The sequence below is a fragment of the Sphaerisporangium rubeum genome, assembly GCF_014207705.1.
In the GTDB taxonomy this organism is placed as follows: domain Bacteria; phylum Actinomycetota; class Actinomycetes; order Streptosporangiales; family Streptosporangiaceae; genus Sphaerisporangium; species Sphaerisporangium rubeum.
In genome coordinates this window covers 4,725,013-4,751,889 of sequence record NZ_JACHIU010000001.1, presented here as the reverse complement: position 1 = coordinate 4,751,889, position 26,877 = coordinate 4,725,013, and the positions used below count along the sequence as shown (strand labels likewise).

The following is a 26,877-nucleotide window of genomic DNA, read 5'->3' as shown; positions in this document are numbered from 1 at the left end:
GGCGTCATGTCGAACCCGGTGCCGTTGCGGCCGGGCGACCCGGAACGGGTGGGGGAGTACACACTCTCCTCCCGGCTGGGTGAAGGGGGACAGGGGGTCGTCTACCTCGGCCGCTCCCCGGCCGGCGCCCCGGTGGCGGTGAAGCTGCTGCGCTCCGACCTCGCGCAGAACGAGGAGGCGCTCGCGCGGTTCGTGCGCGAGGTCTCCACCGCCGAGCGGGTCGCCACCTTCTGCACCGCACAAGTGATCGAGACCGGTGTCGCGGGACACCGGCCGTACATCGTCAGCGAGTACATCGACGGCCCCACCCTGGACGCCGTCGTCGAGGACGACGGCCCCCGGCGAGGCGCCGCGCTGTACCGCCTCGCCATCGGCACCGTCACGGCGCTCGTGGCGATCCACCAGGCCGGCATCGTGCACCGCGACTTCAAGCCGTCCAACGTGCTGCTGGCCGCCGACGGGCCGCGCGTGATCGACTTCGGCATCGCCAAGGCGCTGGACAAGACCTCCACGCTCACCTCGATGGTGGTGGGGACCCCCGCGTACATGACGCCGGAGCAGCTCGCGGGACAGCAGGCGGGCCCGGCGGCCGACATGTTCGCCTGGGCCGGCACCATGATCTTCGCGGCGACCGGGGACGCGCCGTTCGGCTCCGACAGCCTGCCCGCGGTGTTCCACCGGATCATGAACATCGAGCCCGACCTCACCGCGATCGAGGAGCCGCTGCGCGGCATCGTGGCCGCCTGCCTGGCCAAGGACGCCGCGGCCCGGCCCGCGGCCGGCGAGGTGCTGATGCGGCTGCTCGGCCAGCCCGGTGCCGCCGCGCCGTCGGCCATGCTGGCCGAAGGCACGGCCGCGGCGCAGCCCCGTGAGCCCGCGGGCCGCCGCGACCCCGCGGCGTACGAGCCCCCCGTGCCGCGTCCCGACTCCGCACCCGCGCGCCGCGAGGTCCCGGCGCAGCAGCACGAGCCCGTGGCCCGCGAGCAGGCGCCGCCGTTCGCCGCCTGGGCCCGGCCGTTACCCGCACCCCACCAGCAGATCCCCACCCGGCCCCTGGACACGGGTCCCGGCGCGCCGGGCCACCCCTCCGGCGGGTCCGCGCCGGTCACGCACCCGTCCGGAGGGCTCGCGCCGACACGTCCGGCGGGTCAGGCGCCGTCCGGGCCTCCGCCGCAGCCGTATCAGCACGGCCAGAGGCAGGCCGGCCCGCCGCCTGGCGGCCACGGCCCGGCGACCCCCGTGCCAGGCGCCGGGGGGATGCCGTACCCGCAGGGACAGGCGGCCACGGTGCCGGCCTGGCAACAGGGCGGGCCCGGCGGCTGGCCGGGTACGGAGGTAGCGCCGCCGCCGCGCCGCCGCGCGCCGCTGATCGCCGCTGCCGCCGCTGCGGCCGTGCTGGTGGTGGCAGGCGGCGGCTACCTGGTGGTGCGCGGTCTCAGCGATCCTGGCGGCACCGCCGGTCGCAGCCCTGGTCCGTCGAGCGGCGCGGAACGTTCCCCGACCCTGCCGGCCGGGTCCGCGGACGGCGGCGCGGAGGGGGTGCCGAGCGCCTCACCGGGAGGCCGTGCGACCGGCGCGGCCGATCCCTACACCGCGGCCGGTGACCTCCCGGCGGCGACCCGGCAGATCAAGCTGCCGGACAGCACGATCGTCCTGCACGAGAACGACGCCGACCCGATCAAGCTGACCGCCTACACCCTCGACGACGGCAAACAGGTCTACATCCGTCCCCACGGGCAGAACTCCTTCAGCCGCACCAAGAAGTACTTCGAGTACGTCGTCGGCTCCGACGGCCGCGCGGCGCTCGGCACCAACGTCACCTACACCACCGACAGCTACTCCACCGTGGCCCTGGTCGACCGCACCAACGGCCGCTCCACCACCATCAGGATCGCCAAAGCCCCGGTCTACCCCATCTACCCCCAGTGGTCGCCGGACGGCTCCAAGATCCTGCTGAGCCTGAACAAGGCCGTCGGCGACTCCAGCGAGGGCTGGGGCTTCGCCATCATCGACGTCGCGCGCAAGACCGCCAAGGTGGTGCACATCACCGAGAAGGACGTGGGCCGCTGGAGCTACTTCTGGCGGGGCGACGGCCAGGCCGTCGGCACGTGGGCCCTGAAGGGCTCCACCGAGCGCATCAGGTTCTACGACCTCGGTGGCACCGTGCTGCAGACCCTGCTGGACGTCGGCTCCCCCCTCACGGTGGAGAGCGACGACGTCTCCCCCGACGGCACGCAGTTCATGACCCGCTGCACCGGCAGCGACCAGGTCTGCGTGTGGTCCGTGGACGGCCAGGAACGGGCCCGCGTGCCGTTCGAGAGCGAACGGCTGATCGGGTGGTACGACGACCGGCACATCGCGGGCTGGCGCAAGACGGCCGGTGGTTACGAGGCGGTGGTGTTCGACTTCCAGGGCACGGTGAAGCGGCTGCTGGCGACCGCCAAGGCCGGGGAGTACAAGAAACAGTACCTGCGTTACACCAGAGGCTCCTGAGAATGGTAAAGCTCCCCCAGGGGCCGGACGGGCCGCGCGGGGCCACCGCGGCCCTGGTGGTGGCATGGCGCCATGACCAAGTTGAGTGTGCTGCTGGCGGCCGCCGCGTTCGCCGCCGCGGGGCTCCAGGCGGCCCCCGTCCTCGCCGCGGCCTCCCCCGTTCCCGGCCCAGCGGCCGCGTACGAGCCGGCGTCCAAGCCCGGGGGTGACCCGGTGACCATCACCATCGAGGGGCAGGGCGGCGTCCCGGTCACCCCGGACTCGATGCGGCTCAACGTCGCCGTCGAGGTGCGCAAGGACACCGCGGGTGAGGCGTTCGCCGCCGCGCGGGCCGCGGCGGGCCGGCTCACCGCCGTGCTCCTGGACGCCGGGGTCGCCGAGAAGGACCTGCGGACCAACGACCTGTCGCTCGACGCCGAGTACGACAAGTCCAAGGTCGTGGCCTACCGCGCCTCACAGGGGGTGCAGGCGATCGTCCGCGACCTGTCCACCGCGGACGCCGTGGTGGACGCCGCCGCCGCGGTGGGGGACGAGATCCGCTTCCGGGGGATCTCCTTCGTGGTGTCCAAGGCCGGCGAGCTGCTGAAGAAGGCGCGGGACGCGGCGTTCGAGGACGCCAGGTCCAAGGCCGAGCAGTACGCCGGGCTCGCGGGGTACGAACTCGGCCGGGTCCTGCGCATCGAGGAGGAGGACGGCGGCGGCTCGTCGCGCTTCGCCTTCGCGGCGGCCCCCGACGGCGGGGCCTCGATCGAGCCCGGCACGAGCAGCGTCACCGCCACCGTCCGTTTGCTGTACGAGCTGGTCGAGGCCGGCGCCGGCCGCTGAGGCGGCCTACGGCAGGGCCAGCATGCGGTCCAGGGCCACCCGGGCCCAGTGCGCCGTGCCGGGGTCCACGGTGATCTGGTTGACCACCTGGCCGTCCACCAGGGACTCAAGGGCCCACACCAGGTGGGGCAGGTCGATGCGGTTCATCGTCGAGCAGTAGCAGACCGTGCGGTCCAGGAACGTGATCGTCTTGTCCGGGTGCCTGGCGGCGAGCCGCTTGACGAGGTTCAGCTCGGTCCCGACGGCCCAGGCGGAACCGGCGGGGGCCTGCTCGATCGCCTTGATGATGTACTCGGTGGACCCGACCTGGTCGGCCTTGGTGACCACCTCGTGGCGGCACTCGGGGTGGACGAGCACGTTGACCCCGGGAATGCGGTCACGCACCTCGTCCACGCAACCGGCGGTGAACCGGCCGTGCACCGAGCAGTGACCCCGCCACAGGATCACCTTGGCGTTCCTGATCTGCTCCTCGGTGAGACCCCCGTCCGGCCGGTGCGGGTTGTAGACCACGCAGTCGTCCAGGGAGAAGCCCATCTCCAGCACCGCGGTGTTGCGGCCGAGGTGCTGGTCGGGCAGGAACAGCACCTTGCGGTCCCCGGCGCCTTTGCCTTCGGGCCCGCCGGGGCCCTGCTCGAAGGCCCAGGTCAGCGCGCGGCGCGCGTTGGACGAGGTGCACACCGTGCCGCCGTTCCTGCCGCAGAACGCCTTGATGTCGGCCGAGGAGTTCATGTACGTGACCGGCACGGTGACGTCGGCCACACCCATCTCGGTGAGGACGTCCCACGCCTCCTCGACCTGGTCGAACGTCGCCATGTCCGCCATGGAGCACCCGGCCGCGAGGTCGGGGAGCACCACCCGCTGCGCGGGGGAGGTGAGGATGTCGGCGGACTCGGCCATGAAGTGCACGCCGCAGAAGACGATGAACTCCGCCTCCGGCCGGGCCGCCGCGTCCTTGGCGAGCTTGAACGAGTCACCCGTCACGTCGGCGAAGCGGATCACCTCGTCGCGCTGGTAGTGGTGGCCGAGCACGAACAGCCGGTCGCCGAGCGCCGCCTTGGCGCGCAGCGCGCGCTCGACCAGATCGGGGTCGGACGCGGGGGGCAGTTCGCCGGGGCAGTCGACGCCGCGCTCGCTGTGGGGGTCGGTGCCCTGGCCGAGGATGAAGAGCGGTAGGCCCGTCTCCGTAGTCGTCACGCCACACCTTCTTTGCAGCTTCATACGGACTTATCGTCTATGTGACGACTAATCATCGCACACCGCGCCGGGTGGCCCGTGCGGGGAGGCCCCCGGAGCGACCATCCTTCGGGACAGGAATGTGTGGGAGGGCCCGGGTGTTGGTAGCGTCTGAATGAGACCTCAGACCAAGGCCTCCGTCCCCGAGGGGCGGTTGGGGCAGACGGGGAGTTCAGCACATGACGGTTGAGAGCAGCCAGTCCACGCAGCAGGGCCTCATCCTGACCGACGCGGCGGCGGCCAAGGTGCGCAGTCTCCTTGAGCAGCAGGGTGAGGAAGGCCTGCAGCTCCGGGTGGCCGTGCAGCCCGGCGGGTGTTCGGGCCTGCGGTACCAGCTCTTCTTCGACGACCGCGACATGGACGGCGACGTGGTCTCCGAGTTCGGCGGCGTCAACGTCGTCACCGACCGGATGAGCGCTCCGTACCTCGTCGGCGCCACGGTCGACTTCGTCGACACCATCGAGAAGCAGGGCTTCACGATCGACAACCCGAACGCCACGGGTTCCTGCGCCTGCGGCGACTCCTTCAACTAGGCAGGTGCCTGCACCCCCGCCCCGCGGACCTGTCCGCGCGGCGGGGTTCAGTCATGCCTGCACTGGCGCGGGGCCTCGTGTCCGTTCGCTCGGGTCCGCGAAGGCGCAGGACGGGGAGCGGCTGGGGTGCCGCCGCGTCCGCGCAGGTGAGGCGTACGGCCGGCGCGCGGCGGCCGGCCGTAACGGTGGCATACGGACGGCCGGGTGCCGTGCCGCGGCTCCAGGTGAGGCCCCGGCGCCGATTCGTTGTCGTATTCTTGGCGGGCCCACCGATGCTGACAACGAGGAGAGCACCCCGTGCGCATCGCCGTCACCGGCTCCATCGCGACAGATCACCTGATGACCTTCCCGGGTCGGTTCGGTGATCAGCTCATCGCCGAGGCGCTCGACCGCGTCTCCCTGTCCTTCCTCGTCGACGACCTGCAGATCCGGCGAGGCGGTGTCGCGGCCAACATCTGCTTCGGCATGGGATGCCTCGGCCTCAGCCCGGTCCTGGTCGGCGCGGTCGGCACCGACTTCGCCGACTACCGCTCCTGGCTGGAGCGTCACGGCGTCGACTGCGAGTCGGTCCACGTGTCCGAGCTGCACCACACGGCCCGGTTCCTGTGCACCACCGACGACGACCACAACCAGATCGCGTCGTTCTACACCGGCGCCATGGCCGAGGCCCGCGAGATCGAGCTGTGGCCCATCGCCGAGCGGCTCGGCGGGCTCGACCTCGTCATGGTCAGCGCCAACGACCCCGACGCGATGATCCGCCACACCGAGGAGTGCCGTCAGCGCGGCATCCCGTTCGCGGCCGACCCCTCGCAGCAGCTCGCGCGCATGGAGGGTGACGACATCCGCACCCTGATCGACGGCGCGGCCTACCTGTTCACCAACGACTACGAGAAGGCTTTGGTCGAGCAGAAGACCGGCTGGTCCGACGAGGAGGTGCTCACGCGGGTCGGCGTCCGGGTGACCACTCTCGGGCCCAAGGGTGCGCGCATCGACCGCGAGGGTGAGCCGTCGCTGCACATCCCGCCGGCCCCCGAGGTCGGCAAGGTCGACCCCACCGGCGTCGGCGACGCGTTCCGCGCCGGGTTCCTGTCCGGCCTGCACTGGGGCCTGCCTCTGGAGCGGTGCGGCCAGCTCGGCAACCTCACCGCCACCCACGTGCTGGAGCAGGTCGGCGGCCAGGAGTACCGCCTCGGCCGCGAGGGCTTCATGGAGCGCCTCGCCGCCGCGTACGGCTCCGAGGCCGCGGCCGACTGCGACGCGCACGTCGCCTGCGTCTACCCCTGATCAGCCTTCCTCGAGGGGACACCGGCCCGGTGTCCCCTCGCGCGCTCAGTAGTTGCGGCGCACGTGGATGGCCCAGCCTCCCTGCGGCAGCACGTAGCTGCCGACGTGGTGGTGGGACTTCAGGCGGCACCAGGCGGGGACGTCGGTGAAGGCGGCCGGGTCGTCGGCGAGCACCGCCACGACGGCGTTCAGCGGCACCGAGCCGATCTGGTCGGCCAGCATGATGATGGGGATCGGGCACTTGCGGCCGAGCGCGTCGATGGTGAGTGCCACGGCCGGCGGACCCGGCTCGGGCTCAGGTGCCCGGCCGCTCTCCTCAGTGGTGTCGGACGTGGTGTCGGACCTGCGCCGCCATGCCATCACGATCTCCCCCCAGCCGTGCACGCCTCACGCGCCGGCCCCCTGTGCCGTCTCACGACCGCACCCCGACGCTCTCCCGCACCCGCCGGACGATCCCCGGCAGCACGGCGAGGAAGCGGTCGACGTCCGCGCCTGACGCGCCGCGGGGCAGCGAGACCCGGACGTTGCCGTGCGTGAGCACTCCCATCGCCTCCAGAACGTGCGATGGTCGTAGCGTACTCGCCGTGCATGAACTGCCGGAGGAGACGGCGAATCCTGCTATATCCAGTTCGGAGAGAATCGCCTCACCTGGCACGTAAAGACACGAGAACGTCACAATGTGCGGGGCCCGGAGCTCCGGCTCGCCGACCACCTCGACATCGGGGACCAGCCGTGGCACCTCGGCGCGGATCCGGTCCACCAGCCGCGACAGCCGCGCGTTCTCCTCGGCCGCCTCGGCGGCCCGCGCGCGCAGCGCCGCCACCGCCGCGACCACCGCGGGGACGTTCTCGAAGCCCGGCACCCGGCGCCGTTCCCGCTCGTCCTCCGGCAGCGGGGACCGCCACCGCGTGCCCTTGCGCACGGCAAGCACCCCCACGCCGGCCGGGCCGCCCCACTTGTGCGCGCTGCCGGCCAGCACCGACCAGCCGGCCGGCACCGGCAGCCGTCCCAGGGTCTGCGCGGCGTCCACCAGCAGCGGCACCCCCGCCTCCTGGCACGCCAGGGCCGCCTCCTCCACCGGTTGCAGCGTGCCGACCTCGTGGTTGGCGGTCTGCAGGCAGGCCAGCGCCGTGCCGCCGGCGGCGACGGCCGCCGCGAACACCGCCGGGTCCACCCGGCCGGTGAGGCCCACCGGGACCGTCTCGACGGTGCCGCCTTGCGCCTCGTGCGCGCGGGCCGCGTGCAGCACGCTGGAGTGCTCCACGGCGCTCACCACCACGTGGCGGCCGGCGCGGCGGCGGCCGAGCAGAGTGCCGAGCACCCCGAGGTGGACCGCCTGGGTGCCGGAGGTCGTGAACGCCACCTCGTCCGCTCGCGCGCCGACGATCTCCGCGGCCTCGCCGCGGGCCTGTTCGAGCAGCATGCGCGCACGCCGCGCCGTGCCGTACAACCGTGCGGGATCGGCCCCGGCGGTGTCGAGGGACGCCAGCAGCGCCTCGCGCGCCGCGGGGTGCAGGGGTTCGGTCGAGGCCGCGTCGAAGTACGCCACGGCCCCCATCGTCCCACCGGGCCGCCGGGTCCGGCGGACCGGCCCGGCCCGCCGGCGCGAGGTTCCGCGGGCCTTCCGCGTGGTGTTGCCGGGGGCTGGGAAGGAGGGCGGCCCCAGTCCGCGCTAATGTGTCCCCCAGCGTGACGACAGCCGACTTTCTTCAGAGCGCGACAAGTGAACCTGAAAACTACCGCCCAGGAGGGACCGCTCTTGGGCTTCAACTGTGGGGTAGGCGATCCGTGAGTCCGACCCGCCGTTTCGCACGGCGTCCGTTGGCCCGCCGCAGGGTGCCTCGCGCCGCCGCGTTGGCGGTGCTTGCGCTGTCCCTGTCGGCGTGTGGAGGCGTTGGTACGTGGTCTCGTGGTGGCATGCCGGAAGGCGTCACCAAGGAGGCCGGCATCATCCAGAACCTTTGGAACGGTGCCTGGATCGCCGCCCTCGGGGTCGGGATCGTGGTGTGGGGCCTGATCTTCTGGGCCTGCCTGTTCCACCGCAGGCGCAAGAACTCGCCGGACGCGCTGCCGCCCCAGGTGCGGTACAACCTGCCGATCGAGATCCTCTACACCACCGTGCCGATCATCATGGTGGCGGTGTTCTTCTTCTTCACCGCGCGCGACCAGACGGCCATCGGCGCCGTCTCCGGCCGTCCCGACGTGAAGGTGCTCGTCGAGGGCTACCAGTGGAGCTGGCGCTTCACCAGCACCTACGGCGGCAAGACCGTGCAGGTGGCAGGCACCCCGGCGCAGCGGCCCGAGCTGGTGCTGCCGGTCGGCAAGAAGATCGAGTTCGCCCTTGAGTCGCGCGACGTCGCCCACTCGTTCTGGGTGCCCGCGTTCCTGTACAAGATGGACGTCCTTCCCGGCGTGCACAACAGGTTCGAGGTCACCACGCTCGACAAGCCGAGCACCTACGTCGGCCGCTGCGCGGAGCTGTGCGGCGTCGACCACAGCCGCATGCTCTTCACGGTGAAACTCGTGCCGCAGGCCGAGTACGACCGGTACGTCAACAGCCAGGCGGGGAGTGCCCAGTGACCGCCGTCAACGACCCATCCATCCAGGCGGCCCCGGCCGCCGTGCGCCGCGCGCGCCGCGGCTCCGTGATCGCCAAGTGGCTCTCATCCACCGACCACAAGATCATCGGTCATCTCTACCTGATCTCGTCGTTCGTCTTCTTCCTCATCGGCGGCGTGATGGCGCTGGTGATGCGGGCCGAGCTGGCGCAGCCGGGGCTCGACTTCGTGAGCAACGAGCAGTTCAACCAGCTGTTCACCATGCACGGCACGATCATGCTGCTGATGTTCGCGACCCCGCTGTTCGCCGGGTTCGCCAACGAGCTGATGCCGCTGCAGATCGGCGCGCCGGACGTCGCGTTCCCCCGGCTCAACATGGTGAGCTACTGGCTCTACCTGTTCGGCAGCACCATCGCGGTGTCGGGTTTCTTCGTCCCCGGCGGCGCGGCGTCGTTCGGCTGGACGGCCTACGTGCCGCTGTCGGACATGGTCTACTCGCCGGGCCTCGGCGCCGACCTGTGGATCATGGGCCTGTCGATGTCCGGTGTCGGCACCATCCTCGGCGCGGTGAACTTCATCACCACGATCATCACGATGCGCGCACCCGGCCTCACGATGTTCCGCATGCCGATCTTCACGTGGAACATCCTGCTCACCAGCATCCTGGTGCTGCTGGCCTTCCCCGTGCTGGCGGCGGCACTGCTGGCCCTGGAGGCCGACCGGCGGCTCGGCGCGCACATCTACGACGCCTCGACCGGCGGTGTGATGCTGTGGCAGCACCTGTTCTGGTTCTTCGGCCATCCAGAGGTGTACATCATCGCCTTGCCGTTCTTCGGCATCATCACCGAGGTCCTCCCGGTGTTCAGCCGCAAGCCGGTGTTCGGTTACATCAGCCTCGTCGGCGCGACCATCGCCATCGCCGGCCTGTCGGCGGCGGTGTGGGCCCACCACATGTTCGTCACCGGCCAGGTGCTGCTGCCGTTCTTCTCCTTCATGACGTTCCTCATCGCGGTGCCGACCGGGGTGAAGTTCTTCAACTGGATCGGCACGATGTGGCGCGGCCACCTGGTGTTCGCCTCACCGATGCTGTTCGCGGTGGGCTTCCTCGTGACGTTCCTGTTCGGCGGCCTGACCGGCATCATCCTGGCGTCGCCGCCGCTGGACTTCCAGGTCAGCGACTCCTACTTCGTGGTGGCCCACTTCCACTACGTGGTGTTCGGCACGGTGGTGTTCGCGATGTTCTCCGGCTTCTACTTCTGGTGGCCGAAGTTCACCGGCAAGATGCTCAACGACACCCTCGGCAAGTGGCACTTCTGGACGCTGTTCATCGGCTTCCACACGACGTTCCTGGTGCAGCACTGGCTCGGCGCCGAGGGCTTCCCCCGGCGGTACGCCGACTACTCGGCGCTCGACCGGTTCACCGACCTGAACGTCGTCTCCTCGGTCGGCGCGTTCATCCTCGGCGCGTCCACGCTGCCGTTCCTCTACAACGTGTGGACGACCTGGCGCAACGCACCCAAGGTCACCGTGGACGACCCCTGGGGCTACGGCAACTCCCTGGAGTGGGCCACGTCCTGCCCGCCGCCGCGGCACAACTTCACCAGCCTGCCGCGCATCAGGTCCGAGCGTCCGGCGTTCGACCTGAAGAACCCGCACCGGCTGGCGCCGGCCGAGCAGCTCGAAGGGACGACGACGCGATGAAGGTCCAAGGCTGGCTGTTCCTGCTGAGCGGCATCTTCTTCGCCGCGGTCGACCTCGTCTACTGGTTCTGGTCCAAGGAGCCCACCGGCACCACGGCCCTCGCCATCTCGGTCGGCCTGGCCCTGATGATCGGCTACTACCTGCTGTTCACGGCCCGCCGCATCGGCGAGCAGCCCGAGGACCGCAAGGACGCCGAGATCAGCGACGGCGCCGGCGAACTCGGGTTCTTCAGCCCGTCGAGCTGGTGGCCGCTGTTCGTCTGCCTGTCGGTGGCCCTCGTCACCGTGGGCTTCATCATCGGCTGGTGGATGTTCATGATCGGCGTAGCGGCCACCATCATGACGACGATCGGCTTCGTCTTCCAGTACTACCGGGGGCACTTCGCTCACTGAGCACTCCCGGCACGGCACGCTCGGCGCGGGCGGCCGGCGGTCTCCGTCAAGGAACCGTCGGTCGCCCGCGCCGCTTTTTTGCTGGTCGTTTCGCCCCTTTCTCCGAACTCCCCGGTACACGACACGCTGTGACCGGGTAATAACTGATAAGGAGTGATCCATCGGAGCGGGGGAGACGTCAGGTGGGACACGTCGAATTCCGGGTGATCGCCGTAGGAACCGGGGCATTGGCCCTGCTGCTGGCCGGTGGGTGTGGCACCTCCGGCACCGACAAGGAAGGTGGAGCCGCAGGAGGCCGCTCCGACGTGGCCGTGAACGTCTCTCCGGCCAACGGGGCGACCCAGGTACCACCGGAGCTGCCGGTGACCGTCGGCATCGCCGGTGGAGTCCTCAGGAGCGTCCAGGTGCGTCCGAGGAACGGTGAGGCCGTCAGCGGCCTCCTCAGCGCCGACCACACCCGGTGGCGCAGCAGGCGGACCATGACGCCGGGGGAGACGTACCAGGTGACCGTGGAGGCCGTCACCCCCACGGGTGAGGCGAAACGGCTCACGACCGTGTTCTCCACGCAGCGGGCAACCCAGCTGTTCGCGCTCGACAAGATCCTGCCGAGCAGGGACACCACCGGGCTCAAGGTCGGCGTCGGCATGCCGATCATGCTGGCCTTCGACAAGCCCATCGCCGACCGCGTGGCCGTGGAGCGCAACCTGCTCGTGCAGAGCTCCAAACCGGTCGAGGGAGCCTGGCACTGGTGGGACGACAAGACCCTGGCCTTCCGGCCGAAGACCTACTGGCCGGCCGACACCAAGGTGAAGCTCGTCGCGCAGCTCGCCGGCGTGCACGGCGGCCCCGGCATGTACGGCGCGCGCGACTACGTCAGGGAGTTCGAGATCGGCCGGGCCCGCGTCAGCCACGCCGACACCACGTCGCACCAGATGACCGTCAAGCAGGACGGCAAGGTGATCCGCACCATCCCGCTGTCGGCGGGACAGGGCGGCGACTGGAAGTACTACACGACCAACGGCATCCACCTGGCCATGTCGCGTGAGGACGTCACCACGATGACCTCACCGGGCATCGGCCCCGGCAGCGCCGGCTACTACAGCCTCACCGTGTACGACACCGTGCGCATCTCCGACACCGGCGAGTACGTCCACGGTGCGCCGTGGTCGGTGGGGTCGCAGGGAAACTCCAACGTCAGCCACGGCTGCATCAACATCAGCCCGTCCAACGCGCAGTGGTTCAAGGACACGACCCTGATCGGCGACCCGATCATCGTGTCCGGCTCGCCGCGGCGCCTCGACCCGACCAACGGGTGGGGCCACTGGCAGGAGAGCTGGCCCGAGTGGCTGCGCTGGAGCGGCCTGCGGTCCGGCTTCACCACCGAGGCGCTCGCCGTCACCCCGGCCGACCACGCCTCCGCACGCGCCGACGAGGCCGACAAGGTCAAGAAGGACCAGGAGAAGAAGAACACGCCGTCCTGAACGTCGAGGACACGCCGTCCTGAAGGTGAACGAGAAGGGCCCGGACGCGATCACGCGTCCGGGCCCTTCCTGGTCGTGCTCTCAGTGGCCTATCTCTCAGTGGCCGATCGACTTGGTCTCGCCGTGCGAGCCCGCGCCGACCGCGGCGTGCTCCTCGCCGTGGCCGTCGTGGCCGCCGTCCAGCGAGATGGACTCGCTGTCCCTGGCGTACTCGGCGCTGAGCTTGGCGCGCAGGCGGCCGACCGGGTTGCGCAGGCCCTTCGGCGGGATGCCGTCGCCGTCCGGGCCAGCCGTCACCGCGGCGATCGGCTCCTTGCCCTTGATGTGGGCCGCGAGGTCCTCGGCCGGCGGCACGTGGACCTCGATGTACTCGCCGTGCGGCAGACGCTTGATCACGCCGGACTCCACGCCGTGGTGGATGATCGCCTGGTCGCTGCGCTGCAGGCCGAGGCACACCCGGTAGGTGATGAAGTACGCCAGCGCCGGGCCGAGGAACACCAGGACCCGTCCCACCTCGGTGGTGGTGTACAGCGAGATGTGGAACGTCGCGGAGATCTCGTCGTTGGCCCCGAGCAGCCACAGGATGCCGTAGAACGTGATCGCCGAGATGCCGATCGCGGTGCGGTGCGGGTTGTTGCGGGGACGGTCGGCGAGGTGGTGCTCGCGGTTGTCCCCGGTGATCCAGCGTTCCGCGAACGGATACAGGGCGAGCCCCGTCATCAGCAGCCCGAGCGGTAGCAGCGCCGGTATCAGCACGCTCAGCGGCAGGGTGTGGCCGAGGAAGTTGATCTCCCAGGCCGGCATGAGCCGCAGCGAGCCCTCCAGGAAGCCCATGTAGAAGTCGGGCTGCGACCCCGCCGAGATGTCCGCCGGCGAGTAGGGCCCGAACAGCCAGATCGGGTTGATCTGCGCGAACGTGCCGAGCAGCGCCACGGTGGCGAAAGTGAACAGGAAGTACGCACCGGACTTCGCCATGAAGGACGGGTAGAACGGCGCGCCGACGACGTTCTTCTGGGTGCGGCCCTTGCCGGGCATCTGCGTGTGCTTCTGCACCCACATCAGGATCAGGTGGGCCGAGATCAGCGCGAGCAGCAGACCCGGGATGAGCAGGATGTGGATGGTGAAGAACCGCGAGATGATGTCCTCGCCGGGATACTCACCGCCGAAGAGCAGGAACTGCAGGTACGTGCCGACGATCGGGATCGACAGCACCACACCCTGGGTGATCCGCAGGCCCGCGCCGGACAGCAGGTCGTCCGGCAGGGAGTAACCGGTGAGGCCCTCAAGCAGCGCCAGCGTGAACAGCAGCACGCCGATCAGCCAGTTGAACTCACGCGGCTTGCGGTAGGCGCCGGTGAAGAACACCCGCAGCATGTGGATCATGAGGCCGCCGACGAACAGCAGCGCCGACCAGTGGTGGATCTGCCGCATGAGCAGACCACCGCGGACGTCGAAGCTGATGTGCAGCGCCGAGGCGTACGCCTCGGACATCTGGACCCCGACCAGCGGCAGGTAGGAGCCGTTGTACTCGACGTGACCCATGCTCGGCTTGAACCAGAACGTCAGGAACGTGCCGGTGAGCAGCAGGATGATGAAGCTGTACAGCGCGATCTCGCCGAGCAGGAACGACCAGTGGTCGGGGAAGATCTTGCGCAGGTTGCGCTGCATGAACTTCCCCGCGCCGAGCCGGTCGTCGATGTAGCTCGACGTCCCCGCTATGGCCTTGGGCGTCGTGTCCAGGCTCATGCCTGCCCCCTAGCTTCGGCCTCAGCGTCCCCGCGCTCCCAGAAACTGGGCCCGACCGGGACGTTGAAGTCGCTTTGTGCGATGAGGTACCCCTCGCCGTCGACGCCGATCGGCAGCTGGGGCAGGGGACGCGCGGCCGGGCCGAAGATGACCTTCGCACCGTCCGTCGCGTCGAACGTGGACTGGTGGCACGGGCAGAGGATGTGGTGCGTCGTCTGCTCGTACAGCGCCGCGGGACAGCCCACGTGCGTGCAGATCTTAGAGTAGGCAACGATGCTGTCGTGGGTCCAATTGAGCTTGGTCCCCGGCTTGAGGTCCTCGGGACGGAACTTGATCAGGATCAGCGTGGCCTTGGCCAGCGCGTTCAGATCGTGCTCGTGACCCTCCGGCACCACCGACAGGATGCCGCCGGGGGAGTTGAAGTCGGCGGCGCGGATCGGCTGGCCCGAGCCCTCCACCAGCAGGCGGGTGCCCTTCTTCCAGACCGTGTGGCGCAGCGAGGTGCCCGGCAGGGGGCCCATGTCCTTCAGCAGCACCAGCGGCAGCAGGCCGAGAGGAGCCGCGGCGAGCAGCAGGGTGCGGCGCAGCAGCTTGTACTTGACGAAGCCGCTCTCGTTGGCACCCTGCAGGAAGATCGCGTTGACCTCCTGGCGCACGTCGGGGTCGGTCGCCATGGCGTGACGCTGCTGGATCAGGTTGTACTTCGGCATCAGCCTGCGGACCCAGACCACGACGCCGCAGGCCAGCGCCAGCAGCGCCACCGACAGCGAGCCGCCGAGCGCGAGGTTGGAGACCTGGGTGCGCTCGATGTCGCCGACCTGGAACACCACGTAGGACGCGATGAACGCCACGGTGGCGAGGAACGTCACGAGGAACAGCAGCGCGACGACCCGCTCGGCCTTGCGGGCCGAGCGCTCGTCGGGGTACTCGACGCCTTCGTGCACGATCGGCTCCTCGGCGGGGGCCGTCGTGCCGAGCGTGCCGGGGCCGGCCTTGACCGGTGTGCCGATGACGCGGCGCGGGACGCGGGGCTCTTCGGCGTCCTGGACGCCGTTCGGCGTGGGGTGTTCGCTCATCGCGCGACCTTCCGCTTCTTCGCGGTGATCCAGATGGCGGCGAGCACGACGATGCCGAGACCGGCGGTCCACGCGACCAGGCCCTCCATCACCGGGCCGATGCGGCCGAGGCCGTTGCCACCCGGGTTGGGCTCCTCACGCAGGCCGACGATGTAGGCGATCATGTCCCGCTTCTGCTCGGGGGTGATCGTGCTGTCGTTGAAGACCGGCATCGCCTGCGGGCCGGTCGCCATGGCCTCGTAGATCTGGGTCGGCGTGGCCGGGCCGAGCGCCGGCGCGTGCTTGCCGTAGGTCAGTGCGCCGCCGGAACCGGCGAAGTTGTGGCACTGGATGCAGTTGGCCCGGAACAGCTCACCACCCTTGGCGGGGTCGCCCTTGGCCGGGTCCACGGCCTCGGCCGCCGGCACCGTGGGGCCGCCGCCGAGGGACTGCACGTACGCCGCGAGCTGCCGGACCGTGGTCTCGTTCACCCACTCCGGCGGACGCTTGCGCAGCGCCTGCGGGCCCGGGTTGGCGAGCGGCATGCGGCCGCTGGAGACCTGGAAGTCCACCGCGGCCGCGCCGACGCCGATGAGGCTCGGGCCCGACGCGGCACCCTTGTTGAAGGAGCCCTCGCCGTTCATGCCGTGGCAGCTCGCGCAGTGTGCCGTGAACAGTGATTTGCCCTCGGCCACGTCGTCCAGCTTGCCCGAGGCGCTCGCGGCGTCCGCCTGGCCCGCCGGGCCTGGCGCGAGCAGCGCGTACGTACCCCCCAGGAAGCTCAGGGCCAGGAGGAGCACGACGTACCGCGCGAGCGGATGCCGCCTCTTTACGGTGATCGAGTTCACCGGAATCCTCGTTCCGATCATTTGATGATGTAGATGGTCGCGAAGAGGCCGATCCAGACGACGTCGACGAAGTGCCAGTAGTAGGACACGACGATCGCGCTGGTCGCCTGCTCATGGGTGAAGCGCTTCGCGGCGTACGTGCGTCCCAGCATGAACAGGAACGCGATCAGGCCACCGGTCACGTGCAGGCCGTGGAAGCCCGTGGCGAGGTAGAACACCGAGCCGTAGGCGTTGGTGGAGATGGACAGGCCCTCCTCCACCAGGACGGAGTACTCGTACAGCTGTCCTCCGACGAACCACGCGCCCATGAGGAAGCTGATGACGTACCAGAAGCGGAGCCTGCTGACCTGACCCTTCTCGGCGGCCCACACGCCGAGCTGGCACGTCACACTCGACAGGACCAGCACGATGGTGTTGACCAGCGCGTAGGGGACGTCCAGGTGGACGCCTTCGGGCAGCGTCGGCCATGGCTGCTCATGGCCGAGGGTGACCGACCGGATCGTGAAGTACATCGCGAACAGCGCCGCGAAGAACATGAGCTCGGAAGACAGCCAGACGATCGTCCCCACGCTGACCAGGTTGGGCCGCCGGGACGATGCTGCTGTCGTCGTCGTAACTGCGGATGCTGTCGCCACGGGCAGCATTATTGCGGCTTCCATGGCCGGGTCGGCGCACGACCCCCTGGTTCGGGCACTTCAGGCCTATCGAACCGGACATATGGCTGGATCTTCCCGGCTGGTGATCGGTCTGGGTTTCCGTCGCCGGGGACCCGGTAGCATCCTTCGTGACCATACCTCGTCACCGACGGATAGTGAGCGCGACCGTGAGCAGCATGAGGGTTCTCGTCTACAGCGACGACGCAAGCACGCGTGAGAAGGTGCGGCTGGCGATCGGGCGGCGCCCCGCGGCCGACGTGCCCCTCGTGGAGATCGTGGAGTGCGCCACCCAGCCGGCGGTGCTCAAGCACCTCGACTCCGGCGAGATCGACGTCGCCGTCCTCGACGGCGAGGCCGTGCCGGCTGGCGGCATGGGTGTGTGCCGCCAGGCCAAGGACGAGGTGTACGACTGCCCGCCGATCTGCCTGATCATCGCGCGGCGCGACGACCGCTGGCTCGCCGACTGGTCGCGCGCGGACGCCGTCGTGCCGCAGCCGCTCGACCCGATGGCGCTGGCCGAGGCCGTGGCCGGCCTGCTGCGGCGCCGTTCGGCCTCCCGTCTGTCCTCTCACTGACCCCGGAGCCCCCCATGGACGCGCGCACCACGTGGCCCGCGCTGCTCACGGCCCTCATCACCGGCGATCACCTCACCGCCGACGAGACCGCCTGGGCGATGGACCAGATCATGTCCGGGGCGGCGACGCCGTCCCAGATCTCGGCGTTCGCGGTGGCGCTGCGCGCCAAGGGCGAGACGGTCGCCGAGGTGACGGGGCTCGCGCGCGGCATGCTGGAGCACGCGAACCTGCTGACGGTCGAGGGCCCCACGGTGGACGTCGTCGGCACCGGCGGCGACCGCGCGCACACCGTCAACGTGTCCACGATGGCCGCGATCGTCGCGGCGGCGGCGGGTGCGCGGGTCGTGAAGCACGGCAACCGGTCGGCGTCGTCCTCCGTCGGCGCCGCGGACGTGCTGGAGCACCTCGGCGTGGTGCTCGACCTGCCGCCGGAGCTGACCGTGCGCACGGCGGAGGAAGCCGGCATCGCGTTCTGCTTCGCGCCGCTCTACCACCCGGCGTTGCGGTTCGCCGGCCCCACGCGCAAGGAGATCGGCGTGCCGACGGTCTTCAACTTCCTCGGCCCGCTCACCAACCCCGCGCGTCCCACGGCCCAGGCCATCGGCGTCTACGACGCGCGCATGCTCCCCGTGGTCGCCGGCGTGTTCGCCGAGCGCGGCGTGTCGGCCCTGGTCTTCCGCGGCGACGACGGCCTCGACGAGCTGTCCACCGCCGCCACCTCGACCGTGTGGATCGTCCGCGACGGCACCGCCGTCGAGACGACCTTCGACCCGCGTGACATCGGCGTCCCCCGCTCGGCCGTCGACGCGCTGCGCGGCGGTGACGTGGAGTTCAACGCCGCCGCCGTCCACACCCTGGTCGACGGCGAGAAGGGCCCCGTCCGCGACGCCGTCCTCCTCAACGCCGCCGCCGCCCTGGTGGCTCTCGACCCCGTCCCCGCCACCCCCGCCACGTTGCCTGAGGCGATGTCGGCCGCACTGACCCGCGCCGCCGAGGCCGTCGACTCCGGCGCCGCCAAGACCACCCTCACCCGCTGGGTCGAGATCAGCCGCACCCACGCCGCGTCGTCCTGACCCGCCGCCGCGCCTCCTGACCGGCCGGAGCGGCAGGCCTCAGCATGGCCGTCCGGCGGCCGTGACCGTCTCCGGCGTGCTCGCGACCGCGAACCACACCGTGCGGCCCGCCGGCTCGTCCTGCCAGCCCCAGGCCGACGAAAGCTCACGCACGAGCCACAGCCCGCGGCCGCTCTCGGCGAGCCCGTTCCCCTGCGCGGGTACGACCGGCAGCGGGCCGGGTCCGCCTTCGTCGGTCACGGTCACGTAGACCCGGTCGTGTGTCGCCGTGACCTCGACCGTGATCCGTCCGCCGTCGCGCCGTCCGGAAGCGGAGTGCGTGACGGAGTTGGCGACCAGTTCGGTGAGCAGGAGCTCCACATCGTCCAGGCGCCGGTACCCGGATCTGGTCAGCAGATCCCGTGCGTAAGCGCGTGCCGTCGAGGCGGAGATCTCCGTTCCCGGAAGCTCGACGACGCCGAGCAGACGGGCCGCCTTCATTGCGCCGCCTCCCAGACACGATCCGGCGCGTCCTCCGCCAGCGCTCCGACCTTCTGATCCCTGCCGCGTCCCCATGTGAAGAACCACTTGCCGTCGCGCGCCAGCGCCATCACTTTCAGCGGCCTGGACGCACGGGAGACCACCAAGGCGGGCTCGGCCCCCGTCGGCAGATCGATCGCCGAGCCGAGTCCTCGCCTGCGCAGGTCCCAGGCCAGCCGCACCAGATGGATGAACTGCTCCTGCGGATCCGCCGCCGCCGTGGTCTTCACACGCACCGCCGACACATGATTTGCGGCGTTTCGAGCGCTTCGTTCATCTTCTCACCTGCGCATTCAACGGTAAAGGACTACCGCTGACCTTCACATGGCGGCATGATGGGAAGAGGTCGAATCACGACCACCCTGGTTTTGCAACCCCTGTCCGTCCACGTGTAACGCGAGGTAACCCGAATGGCAGGGAATGGTGGCACCTCACGCGCCTTCTTGGGGCGAGAATTGCGACGGGCACGTGAGGCGAAAGGGATATCTCGTGCGTCGCTGGCTAAAGCATGTTACGTCAGTGAATCACTGGTGAAGTTGTGGGAGACCGGACGTCGTGTCCCGATATCGGAACACCTCCATCAGATGGATGAAATGTTCGGGATGAATGGTATCCTTGTCAGGATTCGTGACGATCTGGTGAAGGCCGCCGTACCTCTTGAGTGGTTCGGCCGATGGCCCGAGGTTGAGAACCAGGCCACATCGCTGTGGTGGTTCGAGTTGGCCGTCATTCCTGGACTGCTTCAGACCGAGGACTACATGCGGGCAGTCCTGCGCGCGGGTGATCATCAGGCTGACGTTGAGGAGATGGTGAGCGCACGCCTGGAACGGCAACGAGTCCTGACCAAGGAAGACGATCCCCCCATGCTCTCCTCGATCATCTCCGAGAGTGTGCTCCGGCATAACGTCGGCGGTGCCAAGACCATGGCAGATCAGTTGGCCGGTCTTGTGGAGATGGCGGAGGGGGACAACAAGATCGTCATTCAGATCGTTCCGGATAGAGCACCTGTGTGCGCGGGATTTCTTGGTGGATTCATCATCGCGACGCTCGACAATGGCGTGGACGTGGCTTATCTCGATAACCAACTCGCCGGGGATGTGATCGAAGACGTAGAGAGTGTGAGGCGCTTGAGGCACATGTTCGACAGTTTCCGCGCGGAAGCGCTTCCTAGGATGGAATCAATTTCGTTGATCATGAAGGAGATGGAGAGATGGAAGCATTAAAGTGGCAGAAGTCGTCGTACAGCGGCTCCAACGGAGGGGCTTGCATTGAGATCGCCAGGTTGGCCGCAGGTATCGCGGTCAGGGACAGTAAGGTTCCCGGGTATGGCAGGCTGACGATATCCGTGGACGCCTTCCAGGCCTTCCTTGCGTGCATAAAGGATGACGTTACGAACGGAGCCTGATAGTTGATCGGAGAATTGAGTTGGCGGAAGTCCTCGCACAGTGGCTCCAACGGTGGTACCTGTGTCGAGGTCGCGCGAATCGGTGACGATTTCGCGGTCAGAGACAGCAAGAAAACCGAGCGGGGTCACCTGACGATATCCGCAGCAGAGTTTCGTACGTTCCTCATCGGAGTCAAAGACGCTCGTGCCTGACCGGAGACGTCGGCCTCTCAAGGCCGATGCGCCGTTGGCCGTTCGGTCCACAGAGCGTCAGGTCCGGAACGTTCGCCGACGAGAGACGGACGGCTCGTCTGTTCCGGAAGGCACCGGTGAGATCAGTCGGACTCGGGGAAACCGATGGAGAACGCCGCGTCCAGGTCGTGCTTGGAGTAGGTGCGGAACGCCAGGTGGGTCTCGGTCTCCAGGACGCCGGGGATCTTGTTGATGCGGCCCGGCACGATCTCGGCGACCTGCTCGTAGGCGGCGACGCGGACCATGGCGAGCAGGTCGTGCGCACCGGTGATCGAGTAGACCTCGCTGACGCCGTCGAGGTCGGCGATGGTCTCGGCGACCTCGGGGATGCGGTCGACTTCGGCCTTGATGTGCACGATCGCGGTGACCATCACGTGGCTCTCCTTCGAGTACGGCTCGGGTCGAACCTTATCGCCGTCAGCGCAGGGGCCGGCCCTCGCGGGTGCCGCGCGGCTCGAGGCCCTGGTACGCCAGGTCGATGCGTTCTTTCAGGCGTCCGGCTCCCCGCGCGGGGAGGCCGTAAACGCCGTCGACCCGCACCAGCCTGACGCCGGGGGAGTCGAGCCAGCGCAGGATGCACTCGCTCTCCTCGGCGACGGCCGCCGGCAGCGGGCCGGGGCCGGGGACGACGGTCTCGGCGGTGGCCACCAGAGCGTCGACGAACGGTGTGGGATGCGCGCCTTTCGGCATCACCCCGGCCGCGGCGAGCCGGCCGTGCCGGACGACGTGGATGTCCCACCCGCCGTCGAACGCCGGCGCGGCGGCGATCAGCTCGGGGAGACCGGTCAGCGACCGCAGGCGCTGCATGCGGGCCGCCGTGCGGACGAACACCGCGAGCCGGTCGCGGTCGACCGCCGCCTCCTCGTATCGCTGCTCGGCCGCAAGCCGGCCCATGCGGGCCTCCAGGGCCGCGAACACCGCGCCGGGGTCGCCCTCCATGGCGGCCCTGGCGTCCTCGACGTGCCGCTGGTAGTCGCCGGGGGACTGCCGGCCCTCGCACGGCGCGCCGCAGCGGCCCATCTCGGCGAGCGCGCACGCCGGCCGCCACGTGCGGGTGGTGACGCGCTCGGTGCACTGCCGCAGCGGGACCGCCTCGTGCAGCGCCGACCGAGCGTCCTCGGCGCCTCTGGCCGAGCCGAACGGACCTAGGTAGGTGCCGGCGTCGGCCTTGACCTCGCGCACGATGGACAGCCGGGGGAACTGCTCGTCGGTCAGCTTGAGCCACACGACCTTCTCGGGGAACCGCGACCGCCGGTTGTACCGGGGCTTGGCGGCGCCGATGAGCCGCAGCTCACGCACCTCGGCCTCCAGCGCGGTGGCGCACACGATGGGCCGCACCCGCTCGGCGATGCCGATCATCTCGCGGATGCGGGCCCGGGTCTCGCTCGCCGTGAAGTAGGACCGCACCCGGGTGCGCAGGTCGCCGCTCTTGCCGATGTAGAGCGCCTCACCGCGCTCGTCCTCGAAGACGTACACCCCCGGAGCGCTCGGCACCGACGACGCCAGGTGGCGCTTGCGCTTCTGCTCGGGGGTGGGGGCCCGCACGAAGCCCTTGAGCTCCTCGAGGGTGGTCACGCCGTACGACCCGACCCGCTCGATCAGCGCGTGCAGGACGTCGACGGTGGCCTTGGCGTCGGCGAGCGCGCGGTGGCACGGCTCGGTGGAGCTGCGGAACACCCGCGCCAGGGTGGAGAGCTTGCAGTTGGGGACCTCGTCGCGGGTGAGCACCCGCCGCGCGAGGTCGGCGGTGTCGACCACCGGCGCGACCGGCGGCGGGTAGCCGTGCTCCTGGCAGGACGCCTTGATGAAGCCGACGTCGAACGGCGCGTTGTGCGCCACCAGGACGGTGCCGGCCGCGAACTCCAGGAACGCCGGCAGCACCTGCCGCATCGGCGGCGCCGCCACCACCATGGCGTCGGTGATGCCGGTGAGGACCGTGATGAACGGCGGGATGGGCCGGCCGGGGTCCACCAGGGTGGCGAACTCGCCGATCACCTCGCCGCCGCGCACCTTGACCGCGCCGATCTCGGTGATGGCGTGCTCGGCGTGGGAGCCGCCGGTCGTCTCGAGGTCGAAGACGACGAACGTCACCCGCGACAGCGGTGTGCCGAGCTCGTCCAGCGTGCCTTGAACGCCGATCTCCACGAGCATGACCATACGATCGCGGTCCGACAGTTTCCCCGCCGCGGCCGCCGTTCCGGCATTCGTGGCACGATCGCAACCTTCCGCGGGGGGAATGTCGCACCGTGCGGGTATCGGCGCGTGACTCCCCCCGGTCGCGGGCCGTATATAGGGGCCGACCATGGACGCGACGGCCGTACCCTTGACGGATAGACATATCGTGAAGGGCCGGTCAGCTAGGGGAAGTCGGATGAGTTCAGCCGGAGAAGGCCTGTCTCGCCCGCTGCCCGAGCAGGTCCGTTTACATGTCGTGGAGCTGGCGGCACAGGTGCTCGGCACCTTGCAGCCGCCGGCCATCCCCGCGCCGCTGCGCGGCATCGCACGGTTCGACCCGCGCAAGCGCGCACGCCTCGGCAGCGCGCCGATCGCGGCGCAGCTGGAGACCGACAAGGAGTTCCGCGAGATCGTCGCCGAGGCGACCACCGCGGCGTGGCCCGAGCTGGTGGCGAGCCTTGAGGAAGGCAACGTCCCACCCGCCGCCGAGCCGGTGCTGGTGGCCGCGGCGGCCTACCTCACCCGGCCGCCGGGCTGGCCCGACCTGGTCGAGGCGGCACGCGCCGACATCGAGCGCGCCGCGGTCGTGGCCGAGGAGACGGCGCAGGAGCAGACCGCGCAGCGGCTCCGCGAGGAGCTCGCGCAGCAGAAGGCCGCGGCCAAGCAGGAGGCCGACCGGCTGCGCGAGCAGCTCAAGACGTCCCGCACCGAGGTCGCCGACCTGCGGCGGCGCCTGCACGACGCCAGGGAGCGAGGTAAACGCGCCGAGGAGCGCGCGGCCGAGGCCGAGGCGCAGGCGGCCGAGGCACGCGCGGCGGTCGCGTCGGCCACCGGGGCCGCCGAGTCGGAGCTGCGCAAGCTGCGTGAGCGGCTGGCCGACGCCGAGCGGCGCCTGCTCGCCGGCCGCCGCGCCGCACGCGAGGGCCGCAGCATCGAGGACGCGCGCCTGCGCGTCCTGCTCGACACCCTGCAGGACGCCTCGGCCGGCCTGCGGGCCGAGCTCGGGCTCCCCGTGGCGATCAGCAAGCCCGCCGACTCGGTGGACGCCGTCACCCCGGCCCGTCCGTCGGTGCGCGCCGTGCCGGCCCGTGCCCTGTCCGACGACGACCCGGCGCTGCTCGACCAGCTCCTCGCCATCCCCCATCTGCACCTCATCGTGGACGGCTACAACGTCACCAAGACCGGCTATCCCACGCTCACGCTGATCGACCAGCGCAGCCGGCTGCTCGGCGGCCTCGGCGGCCTCGCCGTGCAGACCCGGGCCGAGGTGACCTGCGTCTTCGACGGCGCGGAGCTGAACGGCCCCGTGCAGGTGTCCGCGCCGAGAGGAGTTCGGGTGCTGTTCAGCGAGCCGGGTGAGATCGCCGACGACCTCATCCGCCAGCTCGTGCGCGCCGAGCCGCCGGGCCGCGCGGTGGCGGTGGTGTCGGCAGACCGCGAGGTGGCCGACTCGGTGCGCCGCATGGGGGCCCGGCCGGTGCCGTCGATGCTGCTGCTGCGGCGTCTCGGCCGCGCCTGACGCAGACTTGGCCGCCGCTCTGACAGCAGTCCTGACTCGCCGTCCGGTCGCGGCGATGACGGCGGGACGACCCCGTGGTGCTCTTGGGGCGACCCTTAATCGCTGATACGGGTGTGAACTGGGGTTGCCGGGCCAAAACATTTCAGGCCTAACGCTGTCGGGGGCCTTACCGTTTCTGTAGGATCACGGCCCAGGTGTCACAGTTGTCGCACTTGAGGAGGCTGGGGTCCCCGTGACCGCGCGTGGTGTCCGGAAGCTCGGACGCGTACCGGTGACCGCTTTTCTCGTCGCCTCGGTGCTGGTGACCCAGGCGGCCGGGGCGGTGGCGGAGCCGAAACCCACCATCGCGCAGGCCAAGGCCCGGCTCGCCAAGCTGGACGCCAAGGCCGACAAGGTCGTCGACAAGTTCAACGACGCCGGTGAGAAGTACAAGGCGGCGCGCAAGGAGTACAACGCCGTCAACGGCCGCTTCAAGGCGAAGAACGCGCGGGCCGACCAGCTGCGTGAGGGCCTGGTGTCGGTCGCGGTGAGCAGCTACCAGTCGGGCGACATGCTCACGTGGCCGAACCTCGTCACCTTCGGCGACCCCGAGGCGCTGCTGGCGGGGCTCGCGTCGATCGACCAGATGTCGCAGGGCCGCTCGCAGACCCTCACCGAGTACGAGTCCACGATGAGTGAGCTCAAGGACGAGCGGGACAAGGCCAAGAGCGCCTACGATAAGGCGCTCAAGCTGCTTGACGATCTGCGCGGCCAGAAGAAGGACGTCGAGAAGCTGGTGGCCGAGCAGGAGAAGCTCCTGCGCCGTCTGAACGCCTACAACGCGGGCAATCCCAACAGCACCGGCGTCAAGTACACCGGCCCCGCCTCCGGCAACGCGCGCACGGCGCTGCAGTTCGCCTACGCGCAGATCGGCAAGCCGTACCGCTACGGCGGCACCGGACCCGGCTCCTGGGACTGCTCGGGCCTCACCCAGAAGTCCTGGGCCGCCGCCGGCGTCAGCCTGCCGCGCACCGCGGCCGCTCAGTACTCCTGGGGAGCCTCGCGGCGTGTCTCCCTGGACGCGCTCCAGCCCGGCGACCTGCTGTTCGCCTCCGGCCTCGGCCACGTCGGCATGTACGCCGGCAACGGCCAGATGGTGCACGCGCCGCGCACCGGCGACGTGGTGAAGGTCGTGCCGCTGTCCTCCTACCGGGGTATTTTCGCCGCTGTGCGGCCCTGAGCGGCTTTCTCCCGGCTGTTCACCTCACCGGGCTGATTCCCTGCGTTCCTCGCGGCCGGAACGTTCTCGCACGCCTGTATCCGTTGTCCGGGGTCTGATTTCTCGTGCGGTCGTACGCGCGCGGCCGTCCGCGATCACGTTCCAAGATCGCTAACTCCTGTGACAGGTGTGACGGGTGTGACTCGGCGACGGGTCTGTTGAAGGCGGTGTGAGACGAATCACATCTGACAGGAGAAATGGGAGATAACCAGGCAGTTTCCGTTCCGTGATCACCCCTTGATGATCTAGAGATATGCCGGGCCTTTGCCATCTGTTGGCGTTCTGTGTAGCTTCTGGGCCGCGGCGAGCACGCCATGCCGTCGCGAGAATGACCGGCCGTCCGCACGGCCGAACCCACCAAATGATCCATTGGTCGTCGATCGCGCATGTCCCGCCATTTATGGCTCGCGACTCGCTGACCAGCCGAATCCGTGCGGCAAGGAGCACGGAACCGGGGACCCAATAGACCCTTTCGCGAGGGTCAGGGGTGAATCAGTGGTTTTGCCACTGTAGGGCGACTTCCAAGCCCGAATCCGTCAGCTAACCCGGTAGGCGTAAGTGGAAGAACCTAGGAGCGATCCTGTCCAGCACCACCCCTAACCCCCGTCTGTCGCGTCTCGTTCGCCTCTCCCTCGGGGGTGTGGCCCTCACCGTCTCCGCCTCGGCGGCCGCGGTGGCGGTCCCGGCGGCGGCAGACACGGTCCCCGGCGCCGAGCAGGTCATCACACCCCCCATCACGCTCCAGGCACCCGAAGCGGCGCCGAAGAGCGTGACACCGGCCGCCAAGAAGAGCGGCAGCGCCAAGAGCGCCAAGCTCAGCAAGGCGGCCAAGCAGCGGATCAAGGCCGGCAAGGCCGTGTCCGTGGCCAAGAAGCAGATCGGCGACCCCTACCGCTGGGGAGCCAGCGGCCCGAACGCCTTCGACTGCTCCGGCCTGGTGATGTACTCGTGGCGCAAGGCCGGCGTGAAGCTGCCCCGCATCACCGGCAGCCAGTACCGCGCCGTCAAGAAGAAGGTCTCCTGGAAGAACCTCAAGCCCGGTGACCTGATGTTCTTCTCCGGCCTCGGCCACGTCGGCATGTACGTCGGCCACGGCAAGATGATCCACTCGCCGCACAGCGGCACCCGGGTGCAGATCAACAAGCTGTCCAAGTACCGCAAGGCCAGCTTCGTCGGGGCCGTCCGCCCCGGCATCTGACCTCACCCCCTGAGCGCGCAGGGCCCCGGCCACCCCCACGTGGCCGGGGCCCTCGGCGTACGAGCGTGCCAACGCCACAAAGCACCGCTTTCCGCCTTCAAAGGTATTAGGTCGGCATG

27 protein-coding genes and 1 riboswitch are annotated in these 26,877 nt (G+C 69.7%); of the genes, 16 read left to right on the top strand and 11 right to left on the bottom strand.

Features of this window, described 5'->3' with window-relative positions:
* Positions 1-6: 6 nt before the first annotated feature.
* Positions 7-2,493: a serine/threonine-protein kinase gene (locus BJ992_RS20430; protein ID WP_184983389.1), complete on the top strand. Its 2,487-nt coding sequence runs from the start codon at positions 7-9 to the stop codon at positions 2,491-2,493.
* 72 nt (positions 2,494-2,565) lie between these two features.
* The gene (locus BJ992_RS20425; RefSeq protein ID WP_184983386.1) at positions 2,566-3,318 is read left to right on the top strand and encodes an SIMPL domain-containing protein; all 753 of its coding nucleotides are present in this window, start codon (positions 2,566-2,568) and stop codon (positions 3,316-3,318) included.
* A 6-nt stretch (positions 3,319-3,324) separates the two neighbouring features.
* On the opposite strand, the gene nadA is transcribed toward BJ992_RS20425, so the two are convergent.
* A complete protein-coding gene (gene nadA, locus BJ992_RS20420) occupies positions 3,325-4,536 on the bottom strand; it encodes a quinolinate synthase NadA (protein WP_184983384.1) in 1,212 nt (403 codons plus the stop codon).
* Positions 4,537-4,730: 194 nt separating this feature from the next.
* Between nadA and erpA the strand changes: the two genes are divergently transcribed.
* Both erpA and BJ992_RS20410 read left to right on the top strand, forming a co-directional pair.
* On the top strand, positions 4,731-5,084 hold the full coding sequence (erpA, locus tag BJ992_RS20415; RefSeq protein ID WP_184983382.1) for an iron-sulfur cluster insertion protein ErpA: 354 nt from the start codon (positions 4,731-4,733) through the stop codon (positions 5,082-5,084).
* A gap of 297 nt (positions 5,085-5,381) precedes the next feature.
* Positions 5,382-6,368, top strand: coding sequence for a PfkB family carbohydrate kinase (locus tag BJ992_RS20410; RefSeq protein WP_184983380.1), 987 nt, complete (start codon positions 5,382-5,384; stop codon positions 6,366-6,368).
* 45 nt (positions 6,369-6,413) lie between these two features.
* On the opposite strand, the gene BJ992_RS20405 is transcribed toward BJ992_RS20410, so the two are convergent.
* Both BJ992_RS20405 and BJ992_RS20400 read right to left on the bottom strand, forming a co-directional pair.
* The gene (locus tag BJ992_RS20405; protein WP_184983378.1) at positions 6,414-6,728 is read right to left on the bottom strand and encodes a sulfurtransferase TusA family protein; all 315 of its coding nucleotides are present in this window, start codon (positions 6,726-6,728) and stop codon (positions 6,414-6,416) included.
* Between the two features lie 52 nt (positions 6,729-6,780).
* On the bottom strand, positions 6,781-7,926 hold the full coding sequence (locus BJ992_RS20400) for a cysteine desulfurase family protein (protein ID WP_184983376.1): 1,146 nt from the start codon (positions 7,924-7,926) through the stop codon (positions 6,781-6,783).
* A gap of 230 nt (positions 7,927-8,156) precedes the next feature.
* Here BJ992_RS20400 and ctaC point away from each other — a divergent pair, with 230 nt between their 5' ends.
* The 4 genes from ctaC to BJ992_RS20380 all read left to right on the top strand — a co-directional run bounded on the left by ctaC (position 8,157) and on the right by BJ992_RS20380 (position 12,500).
* On the top strand, positions 8,157-8,948 hold the full coding sequence (ctaC, locus tag BJ992_RS20395; RefSeq protein WP_184983374.1) for an aa3-type cytochrome oxidase subunit II: 792 nt from the start codon (positions 8,157-8,159) through the stop codon (positions 8,946-8,948).
* Positions 8,945-10,627: an aa3-type cytochrome oxidase subunit I gene (ctaD, locus tag BJ992_RS20390; protein WP_184983372.1), complete on the top strand. Its 1,683-nt coding sequence runs from the start codon at positions 8,945-8,947 to the stop codon at positions 10,625-10,627. The genes ctaC and ctaD overlap by 4 nt, the downstream gene beginning before the upstream one ends.
* Positions 10,624-11,019 carry a cytochrome c oxidase subunit 4 gene (locus tag BJ992_RS20385; RefSeq protein ID WP_184983370.1) on the top strand — a complete coding sequence of 132 codons (396 nt, stop codon included), beginning with the start codon at positions 10,624-10,626 and terminating at the stop codon, positions 11,017-11,019. Before ctaD ends, BJ992_RS20385 begins: the two co-directional genes overlap by 4 nt.
* 182 nt (positions 11,020-11,201) lie before the next feature.
* Positions 11,202-12,500: a L,D-transpeptidase gene (locus BJ992_RS20380; protein WP_343072777.1), complete on the top strand. Its 1,299-nt coding sequence runs from the start codon at positions 11,202-11,204 to the stop codon at positions 12,498-12,500.
* Positions 12,501-12,596: 96 nt separating this feature from the next.
* Here the strand turns inward: BJ992_RS20380 and qcrB are convergent, their stop codons facing one another.
* The 4 genes from qcrB to ctaE are packed head-to-tail and all read right to left on the bottom strand — an operon-like array spanning position 12,597 to position 16,718.
* Positions 12,597-14,246, bottom strand: a complete 1,650-nt coding sequence (gene qcrB / locus BJ992_RS20375; protein ID WP_184983368.1) for a cytochrome bc1 complex cytochrome b subunit — start codon at positions 14,244-14,246, stop codon at positions 12,597-12,599.
* Positions 14,243-15,322, bottom strand: coding sequence for a cytochrome bc1 complex Rieske iron-sulfur subunit (gene qcrA / locus BJ992_RS20370; RefSeq protein ID WP_184983366.1), 1,080 nt, complete (start codon positions 15,320-15,322; stop codon positions 14,243-14,245). The genes qcrB and qcrA overlap by 4 nt, the downstream gene beginning before the upstream one ends.
* On the bottom strand, positions 15,319-16,149 hold the full coding sequence (qcrC, locus tag BJ992_RS20365; RefSeq protein WP_343072776.1) for a cytochrome bc1 complex diheme cytochrome c subunit: 831 nt from the start codon (positions 16,147-16,149) through the stop codon (positions 15,319-15,321). Before qcrC ends, qcrA begins: the two co-directional genes overlap by 4 nt.
* Positions 16,150-16,166: 17 nt before the next feature.
* The gene (gene ctaE, locus BJ992_RS20360) at positions 16,167-16,718 is read right to left on the bottom strand and encodes an aa3-type cytochrome oxidase subunit III (protein WP_484592956.1); all 552 of its coding nucleotides are present in this window, start codon (positions 16,716-16,718) and stop codon (positions 16,167-16,169) included.
* A gap of 263 nt (positions 16,719-16,981) precedes the next feature.
* Between ctaE and BJ992_RS20355 the strand changes: the two genes are divergently transcribed.
* Both BJ992_RS20355 and trpD read left to right on the top strand, forming a co-directional pair.
* Positions 16,982-17,380: a response regulator transcription factor gene (locus tag BJ992_RS20355; RefSeq protein WP_184983354.1), complete on the top strand. Its 399-nt coding sequence runs from the start codon at positions 16,982-16,984 to the stop codon at positions 17,378-17,380.
* 14 nt (positions 17,381-17,394) lie between these two features.
* Positions 17,395-18,453 carry an anthranilate phosphoribosyltransferase gene (gene trpD / locus BJ992_RS20350; RefSeq protein ID WP_184983352.1) on the top strand — a complete coding sequence of 353 codons (1,059 nt, stop codon included), beginning with the start codon at positions 17,395-17,397 and terminating at the stop codon, positions 18,451-18,453.
* Between the two features lie 39 nt (positions 18,454-18,492).
* On the opposite strand, the gene BJ992_RS20345 is transcribed toward trpD, so the two are convergent.
* The gene (locus tag BJ992_RS20345; RefSeq protein WP_184983349.1) at positions 18,493-18,933 is read right to left on the bottom strand and encodes an ATP-binding protein; all 441 of its coding nucleotides are present in this window, start codon (positions 18,931-18,933) and stop codon (positions 18,493-18,495) included.
* Positions 18,930-19,208: a hypothetical protein gene (locus BJ992_RS20340; RefSeq protein ID WP_184983348.1), complete on the bottom strand. Its 279-nt coding sequence runs from the start codon at positions 19,206-19,208 to the stop codon at positions 18,930-18,932. The genes BJ992_RS20345 and BJ992_RS20340 overlap by 4 nt, the downstream gene beginning before the upstream one ends.
* Positions 19,209-19,382: 174 nt before the next feature.
* Here BJ992_RS20340 and BJ992_RS20335 point away from each other — a divergent pair, with 174 nt between their 5' ends.
* The 3 genes from BJ992_RS20335 to BJ992_RS20325 are packed head-to-tail and all read left to right on the top strand — an operon-like array spanning position 19,383 to position 20,569.
* Positions 19,383-20,195 carry a helix-turn-helix domain-containing protein gene (locus BJ992_RS20335; RefSeq protein ID WP_184983346.1) on the top strand — a complete coding sequence of 271 codons (813 nt, stop codon included), beginning with the start codon at positions 19,383-19,385 and terminating at the stop codon, positions 20,193-20,195.
* Entirely contained in the window at positions 20,183-20,377 is a 195-nt protein-coding gene (locus BJ992_RS20330) for a DUF397 domain-containing protein (protein ID WP_184983344.1), read from the top strand. Before BJ992_RS20335 ends, BJ992_RS20330 begins: the two co-directional genes overlap by 13 nt.
* Before the next feature lie 3 nt (positions 20,378-20,380).
* Positions 20,381-20,569 carry a DUF397 domain-containing protein gene (locus BJ992_RS20325; RefSeq protein WP_221474904.1) on the top strand — a complete coding sequence of 63 codons (189 nt, stop codon included), beginning with the start codon at positions 20,381-20,383 and terminating at the stop codon, positions 20,567-20,569.
* A gap of 122 nt (positions 20,570-20,691) precedes the next feature.
* On the opposite strand, the gene BJ992_RS20320 is transcribed toward BJ992_RS20325, so the two are convergent.
* Together BJ992_RS20320 and BJ992_RS20315 are read right to left on the bottom strand one after the other, a co-directional pair.
* Positions 20,692-20,979 (bottom strand): Lrp/AsnC family transcriptional regulator, encoded by a 288-nt coding sequence (locus BJ992_RS20320; protein ID WP_184988587.1) that lies wholly within the window; start codon positions 20,977-20,979, stop codon positions 20,692-20,694.
* 46 nt (positions 20,980-21,025) lie between these two features.
* A complete protein-coding gene (locus BJ992_RS20315; RefSeq protein WP_221474903.1) occupies positions 21,026-22,759 on the bottom strand; it encodes a DEDD exonuclease domain-containing protein in 1,734 nt (577 codons plus the stop codon).
* Positions 22,760-22,979: 220 nt separating this feature from the next.
* Between BJ992_RS20315 and BJ992_RS20310 the strand changes: the two genes are divergently transcribed.
* From BJ992_RS20310 to BJ992_RS33875, 3 genes are all read left to right on the top strand, one after another.
* A complete protein-coding gene (locus BJ992_RS20310; protein ID WP_184983340.1) occupies positions 22,980-24,302 on the top strand; it encodes an NYN domain-containing protein in 1,323 nt (440 codons plus the stop codon).
* 271 nt (positions 24,303-24,573) lie between these two features.
* Positions 24,574-25,521, top strand: coding sequence for a C40 family peptidase (locus BJ992_RS20305; RefSeq protein WP_343072775.1), 948 nt, complete (start codon positions 24,574-24,576; stop codon positions 25,519-25,521).
* A gap of 450 nt (positions 25,522-25,971) precedes the next feature.
* A riboswitch (cyclic di-AMP (ydaO/yuaA leader) is annotated at positions 25,972-26,130 on the top strand.
* Positions 26,131-26,200: 70 nt separating this feature from the next.
* Positions 26,201-26,758, top strand: coding sequence for a C40 family peptidase (locus tag BJ992_RS33875; RefSeq protein WP_343072774.1), 558 nt, complete (start codon positions 26,201-26,203; stop codon positions 26,756-26,758).
* The last annotated feature ends 119 nt before the right edge of the window (positions 26,759-26,877 follow it).

Excerpts from the sequence above, each read along its gene's own strand:
- BJ992_RS20405 (WP_184983378.1), bottom strand. The coding sequence starts at position 6,728 with ATGGCATGGCGGCGCAGGTCCGACACCACGTCCGACACCACTGAGGAG.
- BJ992_RS20355 (WP_184983354.1), top strand. The coding sequence starts at position 16,982 with ATGAGGGTTCTCGTCTACAGCGACGACGCAAGCACGCGTGAGAAGGTG.
- BJ992_RS20430 (WP_184983389.1), top strand. The coding sequence starts at position 7 with ATGTCGAACCCGGTGCCGTTGCGGCCGGGCGACCCGGAACGGGTGGGG.
- BJ992_RS20335 (WP_184983346.1), top strand. The coding sequence starts at position 19,383 with ATGGCAGGGAATGGTGGCACCTCACGCGCCTTCTTGGGGCGAGAATTG.
- BJ992_RS20330 (WP_184983344.1), top strand. The coding sequence starts at position 20,183 with ATGGAAGCATTAAAGTGGCAGAAGTCGTCGTACAGCGGCTCCAACGGA.
- BJ992_RS20425 (WP_184983386.1), top strand. The coding sequence starts at position 2,566 with ATGACCAAGTTGAGTGTGCTGCTGGCGGCCGCCGCGTTCGCCGCCGCG.
- BJ992_RS20315 (WP_221474903.1), bottom strand. The coding sequence starts at position 22,759 with ATGCTCGTGGAGATCGGCGTTCAAGGCACGCTGGACGAGCTCGGCACA.
- BJ992_RS20310 (WP_184983340.1), top strand. The coding sequence starts at position 22,980 with ATGAGTTCAGCCGGAGAAGGCCTGTCTCGCCCGCTGCCCGAGCAGGTC.
- BJ992_RS20400 (WP_184983376.1), bottom strand. The coding sequence starts at position 7,926 with ATGGGGGCCGTGGCGTACTTCGACGCGGCCTCGACCGAACCCCTGCAC.
- qcrA (WP_184983366.1), bottom strand. The coding sequence starts at position 15,322 with ATGAGCGAACACCCCACGCCGAACGGCGTCCAGGACGCCGAAGAGCCC.
- nadA (WP_184983384.1), bottom strand. The coding sequence starts at position 4,536 with ATGAAGCTGCAAAGAAGGTGTGGCGTGACGACTACGGAGACGGGCCTA.
- BJ992_RS20385 (WP_184983370.1), top strand. The coding sequence starts at position 10,624 with ATGAAGGTCCAAGGCTGGCTGTTCCTGCTGAGCGGCATCTTCTTCGCC.
- qcrB (WP_184983368.1), bottom strand. The coding sequence starts at position 14,246 with ATGAGCCTGGACACGACGCCCAAGGCCATAGCGGGGACGTCGAGCTAC.
- BJ992_RS20320 (WP_184988587.1), bottom strand. The coding sequence starts at position 20,979 with ATGGTCACCGCGATCGTGCACATCAAGGCCGAAGTCGACCGCATCCCC.
- erpA (WP_184983382.1), top strand. The coding sequence starts at position 4,731 with ATGACGGTTGAGAGCAGCCAGTCCACGCAGCAGGGCCTCATCCTGACC.
- BJ992_RS20345 (WP_184983349.1), bottom strand. The coding sequence starts at position 18,933 with ATGAAGGCGGCCCGTCTGCTCGGCGTCGTCGAGCTTCCGGGAACGGAG.
- trpD (WP_184983352.1), top strand. The coding sequence starts at position 17,395 with ATGGACGCGCGCACCACGTGGCCCGCGCTGCTCACGGCCCTCATCACC.